At 32.3% G+C, this 15690-nt stretch carries 12 protein-coding genes and 4 pseudogenes; 10 read left to right on the top strand and 6 right to left on the bottom strand.

Going from position 1 to position 15690, the window contains the following annotated elements; genetic code table 11:
* The first annotated feature begins 223 nt into the window (after window positions 1–223).
* From Y7E_RS0101050 to Y7E_RS33075, 3 genes are all read left to right on the top strand, one after another.
* Window positions 224–1603 (top strand): aldehyde dehydrogenase, encoded by a 1380-nt coding sequence (locus Y7E_RS0101050; protein WP_017149463.1) that lies wholly within the window; start codon window positions 224–226, stop codon window positions 1601–1603.
* Between the two features lie 787 nt (window positions 1604–2390).
* Window positions 2391–2996, top strand: coding sequence for a sterol desaturase family protein (locus tag Y7E_RS0101045; RefSeq protein ID WP_017149462.1), 606 nt, complete (start codon window positions 2391–2393; stop codon window positions 2994–2996).
* Window positions 2997–3421: 425 nt separating this feature from the next.
* On the top strand, window positions 3422–4246 hold the full coding sequence (locus Y7E_RS33075) for an NPP1 family protein (RefSeq protein ID WP_161603947.1): 825 nt from the start codon (window positions 3422–3424) through the stop codon (window positions 4244–4246).
* A gap of 4 nt (window positions 4247–4250) precedes the next feature.
* On the opposite strand, the pseudogene Y7E_RS34940 reads toward Y7E_RS33075, so the two are convergent.
* Window positions 4251–4423, bottom strand: a pseudogene (locus Y7E_RS34940) (IS4 family transposase); the annotation flags it as partial.
* A 74-nt stretch (window positions 4424–4497) separates the two neighbouring features.
* On the opposite strand from Y7E_RS34940, the gene Y7E_RS0101035 reads away from it, so the two are divergent.
* Entirely contained in the window at window positions 4498–5433 is a 936-nt protein-coding gene (locus Y7E_RS0101035) for an alpha/beta hydrolase (RefSeq protein ID WP_237741326.1), read from the top strand.
* Between the two features lie 195 nt (window positions 5434–5628).
* Here the strand turns inward: Y7E_RS0101035 and Y7E_RS28865 are convergent.
* Both Y7E_RS28865 and Y7E_RS0101025 read right to left on the bottom strand, forming a co-directional pair.
* Window positions 5629–7316: pseudogene (locus Y7E_RS28865) on the bottom strand (M3 family oligoendopeptidase).
* A gap of 18 nt (window positions 7317–7334) precedes the next feature.
* Complete coding sequence (locus Y7E_RS0101025; protein WP_017149458.1) at window positions 7335–8273, bottom strand: DMT family transporter; 939 nt, start codon at window positions 8271–8273, stop codon at window positions 7335–7337.
* A 124-nt stretch (window positions 8274–8397) separates the two neighbouring features.
* Here Y7E_RS0101025 and Y7E_RS0101020 point away from each other — a divergent pair, with 124 nt between their 5' ends.
* The 3 genes and pseudogenes from Y7E_RS0101020 to Y7E_RS28860 all read left to right on the top strand — a co-directional run bounded on the left by Y7E_RS0101020 (window position 8398) and on the right by Y7E_RS28860 (window position 11031).
* On the top strand, window positions 8398–9771 hold the full coding sequence (locus Y7E_RS0101020; protein WP_017149457.1) for an aminotransferase-like domain-containing protein: 1374 nt from the start codon (window positions 8398–8400) through the stop codon (window positions 9769–9771).
* An 81-nt stretch (window positions 9772–9852) separates the two neighbouring features.
* Window positions 9853–10134 carry a hypothetical protein gene (locus Y7E_RS0101015; RefSeq protein WP_051128641.1) on the top strand — a complete coding sequence of 94 codons (282 nt, stop codon included), beginning with the start codon at window positions 9853–9855 and terminating at the stop codon, window positions 10132–10134.
* Window positions 10135–10152: 18 nt separating this feature from the next.
* Window positions 10153–11031 (top strand): annotated as a pseudogene (locus tag Y7E_RS28860) (SDR family oxidoreductase).
* A gap of 109 nt (window positions 11032–11140) precedes the next feature.
* Here Y7E_RS28860 and Y7E_RS0101005 read toward each other — a convergent pair.
* Window positions 11141–11356: a spore germination protein gene (locus tag Y7E_RS0101005; RefSeq protein WP_017149453.1), complete on the bottom strand. Its 216-nt coding sequence runs from the start codon at window positions 11354–11356 to the stop codon at window positions 11141–11143.
* A gap of 185 nt (window positions 11357–11541) precedes the next feature.
* Here Y7E_RS0101005 and Y7E_RS0101000 point away from each other — a divergent pair, with 185 nt between their 5' ends.
* Complete coding sequence (locus Y7E_RS0101000; protein WP_017149452.1) at window positions 11542–11958, top strand: CHRD domain-containing protein; 417 nt, start codon at window positions 11542–11544, stop codon at window positions 11956–11958.
* Window positions 11959–12257: 299 nt separating this feature from the next.
* Here the strand turns inward: Y7E_RS0101000 and Y7E_RS34025 are convergent.
* Window positions 12258–12479, bottom strand: a pseudogene (locus Y7E_RS34025) (RDD family protein); the annotation flags it as partial.
* 90 nt (window positions 12480–12569) lie between these two features.
* On the opposite strand from Y7E_RS34025, the gene Y7E_RS0100990 reads away from it, so the two are divergent.
* On the top strand, window positions 12570–13124 hold the full coding sequence (locus Y7E_RS0100990) for an undecaprenyl-diphosphatase (protein ID WP_017149450.1): 555 nt from the start codon (window positions 12570–12572) through the stop codon (window positions 13122–13124).
* A 26-nt stretch (window positions 13125–13150) separates the two neighbouring features.
* On the opposite strand, the gene pdxR is transcribed toward Y7E_RS0100990, so the two are convergent.
* Window positions 13151–14587 (bottom strand): MocR-like pyridoxine biosynthesis transcription factor PdxR, encoded by a 1437-nt coding sequence (pdxR, locus tag Y7E_RS0100985; RefSeq protein WP_017149449.1) that lies wholly within the window; start codon window positions 14585–14587, stop codon window positions 13151–13153.
* Between the two features lie 147 nt (window positions 14588–14734).
* Here pdxR and Y7E_RS0100980 point away from each other — a divergent pair, with 147 nt between their 5' ends.
* On the top strand, window positions 14735–15652 hold the full coding sequence (locus Y7E_RS0100980) for a DMT family transporter (RefSeq protein ID WP_017149448.1): 918 nt from the start codon (window positions 14735–14737) through the stop codon (window positions 15650–15652).
* The last annotated feature ends 38 nt before the right edge of the window (window positions 15653–15690 follow it).

The following is a 15690-nucleotide window of genomic DNA, read 5'->3' as shown; positions in this document are numbered from 1 at the left end:
TACTTTAAGTTAGTAAAAAGTGCTTGCACATACAGAAAACACCTTTTCAGTCTACAACTATTTTTTAATGGGACATCAACATTTTCTAAGATAATCACTCTTAGTTTAACAGTAGCCTTTTTCAACAAACGGATGCAATAGTGAATAGGATATATGGATTAAATACTCTCTACAATTGATGTACATAGTATTTAAATTTTTTTGTTATTGGAGGGATTTTCTAATGGCTGGTAATATTCAACAACTTATTCAAGAACATAAACAATTTTTCTATAATGATTATACAAGAAGTCTTCAATTCTGTCTTGAAAAATTAGAAAAATTGAAAAATTCTATTCGAAAATATGAGAATCAAGTGTTAAGTGCTTTATATCAAGATTTACACAAAAGCGAGTTTGAAGCGTATACTGCAGAAATTGGTTTCGCCTTTAACAGTATCAATTTTATAATGAAACACCTAAAACAGTGGATGAAACCTCAAAAAATAAAAACACCTATTCATTTTTTACCTTCCAAAAGCTACATAATAAAAGAGCCATATGGTACAGTGCTAATTATTGGACCTTTTAATTATCCATTCCAATCATTAATTGAACCTCTTATCGAGGCAATTGCGGGAGGAAATTGTGTAGTTCTCAAACCTTCAGAAAATGCGCCAAATGTTTCAGCTGTAATTAATAAAATAATAAGTGAAACGTTTGATAAGCAATATATTCGTGTAATCGAAGGAGACAGAGAAACAACTTCTTTATTGATTCATGCACCATTTGACTATATTTTTTTTACTGTTAGTGTTCAAGTCGGGAAAATTGTCATGGAAGCTGCGGCGAAAAATCTTGTACCAGTAACATTAGAACTGGGTGGAAAAGGACCAGCTATTGTCGATGAAACAGCTAACCTTGATATATCAGCCAAACGTATTATCTGGGGGAAATTCATAAATGCTGGGCAATCCTGTATTGCACCTGATTATGTTATTGCACACAAATCTGTCAAGGGAAAACTGATTTCGAAAATGAAAGAAATCATCACCAGCTTTTATGGATCAGATATATTAAAAAGCAATGATTACGGTCGAATTATTAATGAGAGACAATTCGATAGACTTATTTCTATATTAGAACAAGACCAAAATTATATAGTATTTGGTGGGAATTCATCTAGAAATCATTTATATATTGAACCAACACTTCTTGAAGTAAATTCATGGGATGCTGCAGTTATGAAAGAAGAAATTTTCGTACCGATTTTACCAATTATGGATTACAATGATTTAGATGAGGTCATTCATATGGTTAACAACCATCCTAAACCGTTAGCTTTGTATGTGTTTACTGAAAATAAAAATGTTGAAAAACAGATATTAGGACGAATTTCTTTTGGAGGAGGGTGCGTCAACGATACAATGTCACATATGGCTAATCTCCACTTACCTTTTGGTGGAGTAGGAAATGCAGGGTTCGGTGCCTATCATGAGAAACATAGTTTTGATTCTTTTACACATCGTAAAAGTATTTTAAAGAAAAGTTCAAGAGTAGAGTTAGGATTGGTATTTCCACCTTATAGGAACAAAATTAAAATTTTGCGAAAGATTTTTAAGTAATACGCGCTGTTAAACATTAATGTTGATATTAAAGAAGAAATAATAAAGGGAATCCAGTAGAATGGACTCCCTTTACCTTGTAACAACCTAATCTATTTGTTTAGCAATAGTTCTCCCTGTTTTAAACAGGACGGGGAGAAGAATTAGCAATGTTATAGCTACTGTCAATGTTGATAAGAGAAGAGTTTTTAACGTTAGTTCTTCAATTACGAAAAATTGATACAGAATCGTAGCATTGACGGGAATATATGATCCATACGCGGACAACCATAATATTTATAATAAATAATAACCATATATTTTATATGTATTTTAGCACTTAAATTAGCCCCACATTAATATCAGTTTCTCACTAATTTGTCCTAACGGTCTCTTGGAGTTTTTCCATTACATAAATCTCTTCCTTTTTTATGTTTTTATAAACATTAATTACCTATCTTAAGGCGATACGCGTATACAGTTATTGGTTCTAAGACAAAATGTGTTGCACCCTAAAAAAATTCATACAAATGTTCAACCAGAGTATCTATAAAAGTATACTTTTACAGATGGACAATGCGTGTTCTGTAGCAATAAATGTATATAAATCATAATTATTTTTAGCTGGTTAAAAATGATTTACCAAATATATATTTTCAAAATCTTAACATTTTGAAAATATGGACTATAATATATTCATAAAGACGAGTATTTTTTTCTTCATTTTTTAGTTAACTTATGCATTATATTATCCATACTAAAAGTATATTAGTCTAAAAATCAAATAAATCTTTATTGGAGGTATTACATGAAAAAAGTTTACCGAGATTTTTTTTTTCATTTTGATATTCTAGTAATGTTCGTTTCTTTACTTGTCTTTGTTCTGTATATTATTTACATGGGTGTTAATGCTTTTACATTTCTTTCATTTTTCCTTGGAGTCGTAACGTATGCATTTATGGAATATTTCACACATCGCTTTCTTTTTCATATGAAGCCTCCGAAGAACTTATTTTTATTAAAGCTAATTAAACGCCTACACTACGATCATCATCTGTATCCTAATAATTTAAAATTACTATTTTTACCACTTTGGTATAGTATACCCAATGCAGTAGTACTTTCACTTATTTTTTATAGTATAGTTCATTCAATTGAATTAACGGTTCCCTTTACAATGGGATTAACAGTCATGTTACTAATTTATGAATGGAAGCATTATATAGCTCATGTATCCATTAAACCTAGTACACCGCTCGGAAGATGGTTGAAAAAAACACATTTGTTACATCATTTTAAAAATGAAAATTATTGGTATGGTGTTTCAAATCCATTTTTTGATATGATTTTTGGAACATTAAAAGACGAAAAAGAAGTAAAAGTAAGTCCAACAGCAAAAAATTTAGAGCAGTAATGGAATCCAGTTTAAGACATGTGAGCATTCCTATAAAATTAAACAGAAATAAATATCCAACATAAAAAAGAGGGTGGTGCAACGATTGGCTAATTATTGGAATTATGCATATAAAAATAAATCAGCTTCTTATGTAAAAGGAGCAGACAAAAGTTAATATAAAAATTCTCAACATTATGATTCTCATAAAAACAAGGCAATATATAGTGATAAGGTTACTACTGAACCAGATAATGTAAATAGAGGAATAGCCGATGAATATAGTTTAGAAGATTCTAATACTAGCATGGCAAAAAACTATAAGCTATTAAACAATAAGCATAAAAGTTTTCTTTATGAAAAAGCTTTTATGCTTATTTACATATTTTAAAATTGAATTTATGTATTATAGTATTGTTATACGAAATAAAGTAGGTGAAAAAATTATGTTTAGCAAACGGAATTTCCTTAAAAAGATATTCATAACATTTTCTGCAATAGGGGGATCTTTTGGAATCCTTTCATCAAATGTTGAAGCGGCTCCCAATCCTTCTGCTTATTTAGCAACACTTCAATTTGATGGAACAGATTGGATGGATACAGGGGAAAAAAATTTCCCTCACGCTTTTCGTTTCCAGTCTTATGATAACGATATTGAACATAATAAAGAAAATGAAATTCGTTTCAAAATTGGAAATACCGTAACAGGAATAGGATCAACAGGATTAACAAATCGGGGTCCAAATAATCAACAACCAGCTGTCTATTTTCATATTGCTAAAAAAGGAGAATATGAAATATATGAGTATTGGCTTTATTATGCTGATAATGATTGGATTAATAACCATGAACACGATTGGGAAAAGTATTTTGTTTACTTGAAAAATGGCGTTCCAACACATTTGCTTATATCGAGTCACAACGGTTATAAAATAAAGCTATGGTCAGAAGTCCCAAAAGATGATGGGCATCCCTTAATTGGTGTTGATGGAGGAGCTCATGCGATGAAATGGGATAAAGAAGATGGAGTTCAAATTCGTTATAATGGAGATATTATAAAAAATAATGGACGTCTTGATGAAGGGGATCAAACGAATCAACCATGGATTCTCTATAGCAATGATCCTATTGATGATGTAACAAAATATTTAACTGATCCTGATACGTTTTATTACGGTGATCCAGCTTATCTCCTATATTCAAACGAATATAGCGACCCTCGCCAAGCACCTTGGAAACGCGAAGAATGGGATAATCCACCGCTTCCTTAAACAAGACTGTTTTTTTCTCATACCTATAGGATTTTCGTCCGTTTTCTGTAAGAGATTGAACAGACGAAACAATATCTTTATTAATCCTTTGGGGTCTTTTTGTAAAGATTGATAAATAAGTGAAAAATATTCTTTTATGATATAAGTCGCTTTATATTCGCTTAATTCTCGTTTCTGTATTGCTTGGCAACAAACTGGAGGGTATTATTTTGTTCTTTTCGAAAGTTATAGATTTATGCGCCTTATAAGATATGCATAGGAAGAGAAGTAAAGAATTTCAATACAATTCAAATTCAGTGGTTATATTGAATGAGGATATAAAGAGTTTTTATAAGATAAATTTAGATAAGATTGATATTGAATTTGATATGGTTCGTTCAGAAGATAAACGTTATGAAGTTGGTAAGTTTAAATATAAAAGTTCAATTCAATTGGACGATCAACGCAATGATATAGTGACAGGAGAAGCATTTATACATAATAAAGAATCGCCAAATATAGTCTTTGTTCATGGCTGGCGAATGGATTCTAATGAGCGTGTAAAAAAAATATTTCACGATAAAATGCTAGATTTAACGTGGAACATGTATTATTTTACACTTCCTTATCATTTTGAAAGGGAACCAAAGGATTCATTGTACAGTGGTGAATTTATGGTAAGTGCTAATATTGAAAGGACCGTAAAATCTACACAGCAAGCAGTAGTTGATTTGAGGGCTTTAATACAATGGATTAAGGCAAATAAAAAAGGGCCAGTTATTCTAATTGGTGTAAGTTTAGGTGGATTTATTACCAATTTAACATCGTTGGTTGAATCAGAAATTGACGGATTGGTATCTGTATTTTATGCAAATAGACTTTCTTATTCAATTTGGAATACAGTTCCAGGAAAATATATTAGAAAAGATTTAGAACATCATGGAGTTACATATGAAGAATTAAAACGATTTTGGAAGATTACAGAACCTAGTCAAGCGTTACCAGTGATTGATAAAGAACATATTTTATTGATTTCTGGAAAAAATGACCAATATGTTTTAGGTGAAGATACTGATTATTTATGGGAAACATGGGGAAAACCAACCAGATATATATATAACTGTGGACATGCAGGTATCGTTCTTAAAAGAAATAAAATTGCGCATGATACTATCCAATTTATCGGAAAATGGGTAATGGAGATTTAATTGATAGTTTTGGTGCTTTTGTTGAGGATGATCGCTGCATTTCTTTACAAACTGTTGCCGAGCATTAAATTTACTTCATGAAAGAGAATATGTAATTACTATAATTTCATTATGTAAACTTATAGTAATCAACTTAGACCCTAATATTAATATTAGGGTCTAAAGATAGGGTAATACAGTGCAACGTATTTTTAATTACTTATATTTTTCTAGTAACTGTAATTCTTCTTCTACAAAACACATAACTTCTTTTATTGTTTCATCAGAAAAATCAAATCGAATTCCAGCTGTTTCATATACTTCTTTTACAGATTTAGAACTACCTAAAGATAAAGCTTTTTATAGTTTTCTAGCGCTTGTTGTGGATTTTCTTTGTACTGTTTATACATTTGCAGAGCTCCAATTTGTGCAATTGCATACTCAATATAATAAAAAGGTACTTCAAAAATATGCAGGACAGATAACCATTGTGCGACTATCCAATTTTCATACCCATTTGTATTTACTACGCTTGAATTATATGTTGTAGAGAACTCTAAAAACTTAGCATTTCGTTCTTCGGTAGTATGATTTGGATTCTCATACAACCAGTGTTGAAATTGATCGATGATAAGCGTAATTGGTAAATACTCTACAATTTGTGTTAATTGTTCTTGCTTAGCTTGTTTGAAATCTTCTTTATTACTATAAAAAATATCCCATTTGTCCATTGTAAATAGTTCCATTGTCATACTTGCTAATTCAGCAGTCTCCATTGGTAAATGTTGATATTGATGTATGGAAATATCTTTCATTAAATCATGATGGATACAGTGGCCCATTTCATGTAAGAAAACAACTACGTCAGCTTGTGTTTTTGTTAGGTTCATAAAAATAAATGATAATTTAGATGCGGGCAAATACTCACAAAATCCACCAGGTGCTTTTCCTTTTCTGCTTTCTAAATCTAAATGGTTATGCATTTTGTCTAGAAGGGTTGTAAAACCTGTATCTATCCTTGAGAAAAGTAGCTTACTTTTTTCTATTAATTCATTTTCATTTTTTACAGGCTGTAAAGGTTTGTGATCTGTAGACATAGCCTGTATATCCCACGGACGTAATGTATCTACTTGAAGATTTTCCTGTATTTGTTTATGCATTTTTTCTTGAAGTGGCACGACGTATTTACGAATCGATTCGGCAAATTGATTGCATTGCTCGACAGAGTAATCAAAGCGCTCATATTTTTTAAACATGTAGTCACGATAATTCGTTAAACCAACATTCCTAGCTTTTTTTGTTCGAAGAATAATTAACTGGTTTAAGATTTCTTGAATTTCATTTTCTACGGATAGAAATTTTTCAGAGATAGCAGTCATTGCTTTTTGACGAACGTTTCGATCTGAGTCCTGTAGATAGACACTTAATTCAGAAAGATTTACTTCTTCACCGTTCCATATAGAAGTGAGGTTACCAGTGATTTCAAAATATCTTGTTATTAACTCATCTTCAGTAATTTCTAAACTAATATTTTCTTCGCTATAGAGTTCTCTAGTGTTTTGAATTTTTGAATCTAAGAACCCAAACTGAGAAGGATTTAATTGCGAACGATAGGGTGATTCATAATACTTTTGGTCTAATAGACTTTTATAACGCTTTAATATAGGCTGTACGTGTTTTTGATCAAAGTCAAAAGTTTCTTTTGCCTCTATATCATTCGTATTTCGTTGAAAGGCAATATAATGTTGCATGAGTTGTTCATTGATAAAATGTAAAGTCTGTGATTGTTTTATTAACCAATTCTTAAGTTCTTGACTAGAAGATATTGATGTGTTCAATAGAACATCCAATTCTTTTATTAATTCATCTATATTACTAATATTGATAGTTATCGATTGCTGCATGAAATATCCCTCACTTTTTTAGTCATTAATAGAGATATTCTTTTCTTTATTATGGATTCCTTTTTTACCCAAAAAGTTTGTTCCTACTATACCAAGTATGATCATCATGGCTCCAACGATATGATAATATGCAATTTGTTCGTGTAAGAATAATACTCCTGCAATAATTGTAATAAGTGTAGATAGATTACTAAAAACACTCATTTTAGCTGCTTCAATATAAGACAATGAATAATTGAGTAAGAATGCTGTTAGCAAGGAAGACAATAATCCTAAATATAAAATGGATATAAGAAATGTCCCGTTTGTAAATGGTTTAAAGTATACATTTACTGTACCTTTATTCATATGCTCAATGACAGCTATTAAATTGAAGCTAAGAAAACCAATCGTTGTCATCATATATGTTAAGTCTATTAACTTGAATCTCTTTGTCATTTTCCGGGCTAATACATTGTAGCAAGCAGATGATAATGCCGATAGCAGAATAAGTATAATGCCAATAAAGCTAGTTTCATGAGTCTTCATACCATTCATTACAAATATATAAATGATGCCCATTACAGAAATGAGTACAGATATTTTTTGCCATGCATTTGTATATTCTTTTAAAAAGTAAGAAGCTAAAATCATTGTAAATATAGGTATAGCAGCTTGTATAATACCAGCTTCAGATGAGCTGGTATATACTAAACCGAAAGCTTGAAAAGCGAAAAATAGTGCAGGATAAAATATTGCTATTGGCAAAATTGCAAGTATGGTTTTGGATGAAATATTTAGTTTTACAAAACCAAATATGACAGGAATAGTTGCTATTAAAAAAGCAACCGTAAAACGATGAGCAAGTGTATCAAGAGCGCTTGTAACTGTTAATGCTAATTTCACAAACATAAATGAAAAACCAATAATAAATGCATATAGTAATGCGGCTAAATATGCTTTCGTTGTATTTTTCATAATTTCACCTCATATAGTCAATTTGTTACTGGCCAGTATATGTACATGGTAATCTTTCTGAGTCAGTGCTACAATGTGAACAAATATAAACTGTACCGGTACAAAATAGATATGGAGGATAATCATGTATAAATATTTAAATATATTAAATGATTTAGAAAGCATGATCCAAAAAGGAGAGATAAAAGAAGGAAAGAAATTACCGTCGATACGTTCACTTGTGACACAATATCAGTGCAATAAAGCAACAATTATACGTGCGCTTCATGAATTAGAGAAACGTCATATTATTTATTCCGTACCTCAAAGTGGATATTATGTAGTGAAGAAAACGGCGAATTATGAAGTAGATGAAACGGAAAATATTGACTTTGTTTCGTCAGCTCCGGATCCTGATGTATTTCCTTACTTAGATTTTCAGCATTGTATTAATAAAGCGATTGATACGTATAAGAATGATTTGTTTATATACGGTACACCTAAAGGGTTACCATCTTTAATTTCAGTTGTGCAAAAACAACTAGCAAACTATCAAGTTTTCACAAAAGAAGAAAACATCTTTATCACCTCAGGAGTCCAGCAAGCACTAGCAATATTAACTTCGATACCATTTCCAAATCAAAATAAAGCAGTGCTTATTGAACAACCTAGTTATCATCTATACATTGAATATCTAGAAACAAATGGAATCCCTGTAATGGGTATAAAACGTACTGCTGAAGGTATTGATTTAATTGAGTTAGAAAGGATATTCGAAACGGGAAAAATTAAGTTCTTTTATACAATTCCAAGATTTCATCATCCACTTGGCACTTCATATTCTAAGACAGAAAAAGAAAAGATTATTTCTCTCGCAAAGAAATACAATGTATTTATAGTAGAAGATGATTATTTAGCAGATTTAGAACAAAATCAAAAGGAAAATCCACTATATAGTTACGATAATTCCTCACATGTAATCTATTTAAAAAGTTATTCAAAGGTTATGTTCCCTGGATTACGAGTAGGCGTGGCAGTCATTCCTCCTTCTATTGCAGAGGATTTTCATACATATAAAAAAATATTAGATATTGATAGTTCAATGATCTCACAAGCTGCGTTGGAAATTTACATAAAAAGCGGGATGTTTGAACGGCATAAACAAAAAATTCGATTGTCTTATTTTAATAGATCCAGGGCATTATTTAGAGCATTAGAAAAAGCTTATAAAGAAAATCAACATCTATTTACATATAAAACAGGGAACAAAATAGGAATACATACGTGTTTATCATTACAAAAAAATATTATTACGGAAATGCTTATTAAAAAATTAAGGCAAAATCAAGTATTTATAGAGACTGTTGATAAAAATTATTTGGCTTCTTTCCATAAAGAAAAGCTTTTAAAATTAAATGTATCAAATGTGAAAGAAAACAAAATTGAAGAAGGTATCCATAAAATAATTGAAGAAATGAAACAAGTGAATGATGTAGATTTCCATTTTAAGAAAGACTAATCCTTCATATAGGAGGTTTATTATGAAGAAAAACATAATACCTTGTTGATATGTATTGTCGTAGGAACCGGAGCGATAGCAATTGTGATATACAATAAAGAAAGAGAACAATGTACAGCGGTTGCTATGCTTATAAAAGCAACTGTTGTAGATCATAACAACTTACCTTTTGCAGATGTAAAAATTTATGAAGATTCGATTACAAATAAGGAACGTGCTATTTCAAATTCACAAGGCGGGTTCAAATTTTACACTGGTGTTTGTGGTAAGATTACGCTACAATTTGTTACTCCAGATGGAGAGAAACATACAAAAAAATATGATCGTGAGCATGTACCTAAATTGATTCAATTAAAAAATTAACATTAAGGAGAATTTTATATGAAACCATTACAAGGAAAAGTTGCAGTCGTAGCCGGTGCAACACGCGGTGCTGGAAGAGGTATTGCAATGATGCTGGGTGAAGCTGGAGCAACTGTATATGTAACAGGAAGAAGTACAAAAGGTAATTTATCATCAATGGGAAGAACGGAAACGATTGAAGAAACAGCAGAACTAGTTACAAAGTAAGAAGGAAAAGGGATTGCTGTTCGCGTTGATCATACAGTCGAAGAAGATATAAAAGCACTCTTTGAAAGAATTCAAGTAGAACAAAACGGGCAGCTTGATATTTTAGTAAATGATGTCTGGGGTGGAGATCCACTTACTGAATGGGGAAACCCTTTTTGGGAGCATAACTTACATAACGGATTGTTGATGCAACAGCGTGCCGTCCATTCGCATATGATGACAAGTTATTATGGTGTACCGCTTATGGTGAAGAATAAGAAAGGGCTTGTCATTGAAATTACAGATGGTGTAGATTATCAATACCGTGGAAATCTATATTATAGTTTAGCGAAAATCTCAACAATTCACTTAGCGGAAGCGATGGCGAAAGATTTAAAGAAACATCATATTACTGCTGTTGCGGTAAGCCCTGGCTTCCTCCGTTCTGAAGCTATGTTAGATTTGTTTGGTGTAACGGAGGAAAATTGGCAAGAAGGTGCAAAGAAAGAGCCCCACTTTATCGCATCCGAAACACCTTTCTTTATTGGAAGGGCAATCGCTGCTTTAGCAAGTGATTCGAATGTTCATAATAAAACAGGAAAAGCACTTAGCTCATGGGAGTTAGCGAGGGAATATGGATTTAGAGATATTGACGGAAGACAACCTGATTGGGGAAAATATTTTGAAGAGAACGCTATAAGCGAACGGTGATATTATATCGTTTTTATAAAATGTTAAAATAAAATGAAGGATAAAACACATTACATATAAGGTGTTTTATCCTTCATTTTTCGGTTTTGTAAATGCTTTTACTACATCATCATGCTGTTCCAACTTGATTTTGGTCTGCAACATCAGAATCAAATGTATTCGTTGCACTCACACCGTTAAAGGTATTAGTAATAAAAGCAACATTTGATGAGCCTGAACCGTTATAAGCTTTTGTATTCTCTTTCGGAGAAACGTTATAAAAATCACCTAAGTTAAAAGAACCGTTACTATTTTGAACGACAAGATTTCCGACAACAGAGGGCATAGTCTTCACCTACTTTATTAGGAATTGTTTAAAACACTATATGATTCGCCTTGTTAAAAGTGCATCTTAGTATACAGATAGTTATCATATGAGCCAAATACCTTTTTATAGTGAAAGCGAACAAGCCATTTTTCATTAAGTGAATATAAATATAGTATTAAATAAATAGGGAAGTGGACCATATTATGTCTAAATGTTTTTTTGCTAAATTAACAGGGCGGGAAGAAGTGCCTCCCGTAAGAACAGATGCTTGTGGTATAGCGCAATTTAAATTTAACAATGACTTTACGAGACTTCGATTTAAATTGGTTGTCAATGACATAGACAAGCTAACAGTTGCTCATATTCATTTAGGAATGAGGGGTGAAGAAGGCGATGTTGTCGCATTTCTTTTTGGGCCAGTTACACCTGGTATTAGTGTCGATAGAGTGGTGGTAACGGGGATAATTACAGAAAGCGATCTTGTCGGACCTTTACAAGGGATGTCTTTATTAGATCTTGCAAGAGAAATGGAAGATAGAAATACGTATGTAAATGTTCATACAGAAAACCATCCAGATGGTGAAATACGAGGTCAAATTAAACAAGTGTATCATTCGTAATCATCTGTAATTTTAGAGTCGACCTTTTTCTTTATGTTAAGTATGATGACAGTAACCTTTAGCCATAATTATGACTAAAGGTTTTTTACTTTGAAACATTGAACAGAATAAAAAATTATAAGGAGACAATTTTATGGAAAATAATAAAAATGTAATTCTTGTTTTTATTGCCATGGCTATAGCTTTAGCGTTCTTTGTTGGTGGGATGGTTTATGGATTGTGGGGACCATCTTGACTTTTGGTGCATACAAATGTTTACTGACTTGCCATTTGGAAATTGCTTTCGTTCCTGCAATCCAGTCATAGAGCGTTTTTCTCTTTTTATTCATCAGTTGACTTAATAAATATATGAAAGCAACAAGATTTACGGCACTAAGAATAGTCAGAACAGTAATCTCCAAAAGATTAGTCGAAAGAATTAAGCACCATATGCAGAAGTGAGCAATTTCCTGTGGAAGAAACTTGACGGTTGTACGAAAAATTGAGCGACCGAGTCCTATACGCTGACTAGATATGTCCACAACTTGGATTTACAGTTACATGTTTGTCTTTGGAAAGGGAATGATATGTATATACCGTTTCAGATTCAGAGATAAAGGAGAACATTTGTAATGAATTATATGCTATTTAAGGTTATTAATCGTCTTGCTAAACGTAATGCTGCAATGGATACGATTATGGTGTTAATTTCTCAGAAAGCTCGATATGTGTACCTTTTCATGCTAATTTTTATGTGGTTTAGAAGTAATGTATACAAAAAAGTTATATTGTATGCTGGTGTTTCGGCAGGACTCACTTTATTTGTAAACCGGATCATTCAGCGCTTTTACTTCAAGCCGCGCCCATTTATTTCACGTGATGTTCGTTTACTTATCCCGGCAATGAAAAATTCTTCATTTCCAAGTAAACATACGGCATTAGCTTTTGCTATAGCGACTTCCGTTTTACTTCGAGACCGCTTAGTTGGTTCTATTATGTGGGTATTAGCCATTTTGACAGGTTTTTCACGTATTTGGGTAGGACATCATTATCCATTTGATATTATTGGAAGTGCTTTTATGGGCAGTTTAATTAGTATAGTGGTTGATAAGAATACATATACATTGAAGCCTTTTGTCACTTGGATAATAAATACATACACATCGTTAACAACATCAATGAGATAAAAAGAGGGGGATAGATTCCCCCTCTTTCATTTTTGAAAATCATAAATAATTTTATAAAGTCTTTGTAGTCCAACAATTAAATCTTGTTCACTTAACATTGAATAACTGATACGTAAATGATTATGTTGTGATTCATGAACATAACAAGCAATTCCAGGTAAAAAAGAAACGTTAGATTCATTTGCCTTTTCAAGTAATGCAAAAGAATCTATTGAATCAGGGAGTTTGATCCATAAATTAAAACCACCTTGCGGCTTTTGAAAATAAATTGTATCTGTTAAAGGAGAAAGTATCTTTATTGCCGTGTCACGTCGAACTTGTAAGGCAGTGCGTAGTTTTTCTAAATGGTTTTTCATTCTCTCAGCTCGTAAAAAAGGGAGAATGGCTTTTTGAGTCAATAGTGGACTCCCTATATCCATTGAAGCTTTTACTGCGTATAGCCAGTCAAAGATTGGTCCTTCTGTCACTAATGCTGCAATGCGAAGTCCTGGTGCTAATGTTTTACTAAATCCCTTTAAGTAAATGACATGACCATTTGTATCTAAGTGTTTAAGTGGAGTTGGGAGTTTAACTTCTTCGAAATATATTTCTCCAAAAGAATCATCCTCAATTATAAAAAATTGATACAACTCTGCTAGTTCTACAAGTTCAGCCCTTCTATGTTTACTCATTACAGTTCCAGTAGGGTTTTGGATGGTAGGATTCACATATAATAAAACTGGTTTTTTGTTTTGACAAACTTCATCGATTAAATCAGAACGAATCCCTTGTTCATCAAGTTCAATTGGTATGACTTGCACGCCTTTATTTACAAATACATCAATCGCTGCACCGTAGCATGGGCTTTCTACCAATACTATATCTCCTGGCTTTAATAGCGTTTGAGCAATTAAGTCAATCCCTTGCTGGGCACCACTAGTAATTAATACTTGGGCTGGATTAATCGTTAAATCTTGATAATCCTTTAAATATTTTGTGATTTCTATGCGTAGTTCCTCATCTCCCTGGACAGGTCCGTAAGTGGCTAATATCATTTGATCTCTATTTATTATTTTTTGCATTTCATTTGAAAGAAATGGATTAGGTAATAGACGAGGATAAAGGATTGCTTGTGAAAAATCATAATACTTTCTATGTCCACTTAGTACATGTTGAGATCTCGCGACATTAACTGTTTTCAAATGTTGCCATTTATATGGTTCAGGCGTCTTTGGATTATGATTTTCGTTTCTTTTTATATAAACACCTTTCCCTTGTTGAATATGTACAAAACCTTTTGTTTCGAGCCATTTATATGCTTTACGAACTGTTAATACACTTATTTTCAAGTCATCTGCCATGCTACGTAGAGAAGGGAGGGGCTCAGCTTCTGCTAACATGCCATTTTGAATACGCTGAACAATTTGCATGTAGATTTGTTGGTAGATTGGGATATTAGATTTTTTATGCAGTACAATCTTCATGATTTCACCTGGATTTCTTTTTCTTTTATTAAAACTGAAATAATATCTACAATCAAATAAAAATTCATTTAACTGTTATATACCTTAATGTACTGTTATACACTGTTTCTTCTATACTCATTTCAAGAATGAAAAGGAGGAAACAGAATGGTCATTTTAAATTATATTTTGATTTGTATCATTTTCGGGACAACATTTTTAACGATAAAAATTGGGATTGAAGCGGGGGCCCCGCCATTATTCTCGGCGGGAATTCGTTTCTTTTTAGCAGGTATTATTCTCATTATCATATTTATGTTAAAGCGAAAAGATGTTACGCCGTACTTGTTATCTAAACGGATTATGTATGCTGGTTTTTGTTTAACTTTTATGACGTTCGCAACATTATATTGGGCAGAACAGCATATTTCTTCAGGATTAGCAGCTGTTCTTTCTGCAACAGGACCGATGATGATCTTATTACTACAATCGAGGAGAAATAAAACAAAACTACAAAGGGAACAGCTCTTTGCCTTAATCATAGCGCTTATAGGAGTGAGCGGTATCTCCTTACCTGGAATGCACCAGCAACTTACTTTCATATGGAGTATTGCTTGCCTTATCATATTAGTCGGTGAATTATTTTACGGAATAGGCTCCATCCGTTCAAAAGAAATACTTTCAGACTTACCGAAAGTATCACCGTTTTTCATAAATGGAATTCAAATGTTTTACGGCGGAATTTTTCTGCTGATTGCTTCTATTCTCATAGAACAACCCAATCTAGCTATATTAACCTCTTGGAGCGTACGGTGGCCGATTTTATATCTTATATTTGTAGGATCAATTGGTGGGCATGGACTATATTATTGGCTCTTGTCAAAGACCAATCCAGTATTCCCATCAACTTGGCTGTATGTATCTCCATTAATTGCTGTTATTACCGGATATGTATTTTTAGGAGAACCGATTAATCCAGTAATGGGGATTGGAGCATGCTTAATCTTAATCGGTGTATTTTTAGCAAATCGTTCTACACTTAAAGTGTACTTTAAACAGGGGGGATTATTGAAAAAAGAAACGTAACATGATTGAATGTTAGTTATGAAATTGAAGAATAATAC

Source organism: Bacillus bingmayongensis, assembly GCF_000299035.1.
GTDB lineage: Bacteria > Bacillota > Bacilli > Bacillales > Bacillaceae_G > Bacillus_A > Bacillus_A bingmayongensis.
Note: the sequence above shows the minus strand (reverse complement) of the source record. Positions and strands in the feature narration are given on the sequence as shown.

Bases quoted from the DNA above. Each gene is read 5' to 3' on its own strand.
- Y7E_RS0101005 (WP_017149453.1), bottom strand. From the start codon at position 11,356: ATGCCCTCTGTTGTCGGAAATCTTGTCGTTCAAAATAGTAACGGTTCT.
- Y7E_RS0101035 (WP_237741326.1), top strand. From the start codon at position 4,498: ATGCATAGGAAGAGAAGTAAAGAATTTCAATACAATTCAAATTCAGTG.
- Y7E_RS0101045 (WP_017149462.1), top strand. From the start codon at position 2,391: ATGAAAAAAGTTTACCGAGATTTTTTTTTTCATTTTGATATTCTAGTA.
- Y7E_RS0100980 (WP_017149448.1), top strand. From the start codon at position 14,735: ATGGTCATTTTAAATTATATTTTGATTTGTATCATTTTCGGGACAACA.
- Y7E_RS0101025 (WP_017149458.1), bottom strand. From the start codon at position 8,273: ATGAAAAATACAACGAAAGCATATTTAGCCGCATTACTATATGCATTT.
- Y7E_RS0101000 (WP_017149452.1), top strand. From the start codon at position 11,542: ATGTCTAAATGTTTTTTTGCTAAATTAACAGGGCGGGAAGAAGTGCCT.
- pdxR (WP_017149449.1), bottom strand. From the start codon at position 14,587: ATGAAGATTGTACTGCATAAAAAATCTAATATCCCAATCTACCAACAA.
- Y7E_RS0101020 (WP_017149457.1), top strand. From the start codon at position 8,398: ATGTATAAATATTTAAATATATTAAATGATTTAGAAAGCATGATCCAA.
- Y7E_RS0100990 (WP_017149450.1), top strand. From the start codon at position 12,570: ATGAATTATATGCTATTTAAGGTTATTAATCGTCTTGCTAAACGTAAT.
- Y7E_RS0101050 (WP_017149463.1), top strand. From the start codon at position 224: ATGGCTGGTAATATTCAACAACTTATTCAAGAACATAAACAATTTTTC.
- Y7E_RS33075 (WP_161603947.1), top strand. From the start codon at position 3,422: ATGTTTAGCAAACGGAATTTCCTTAAAAAGATATTCATAACATTTTCT.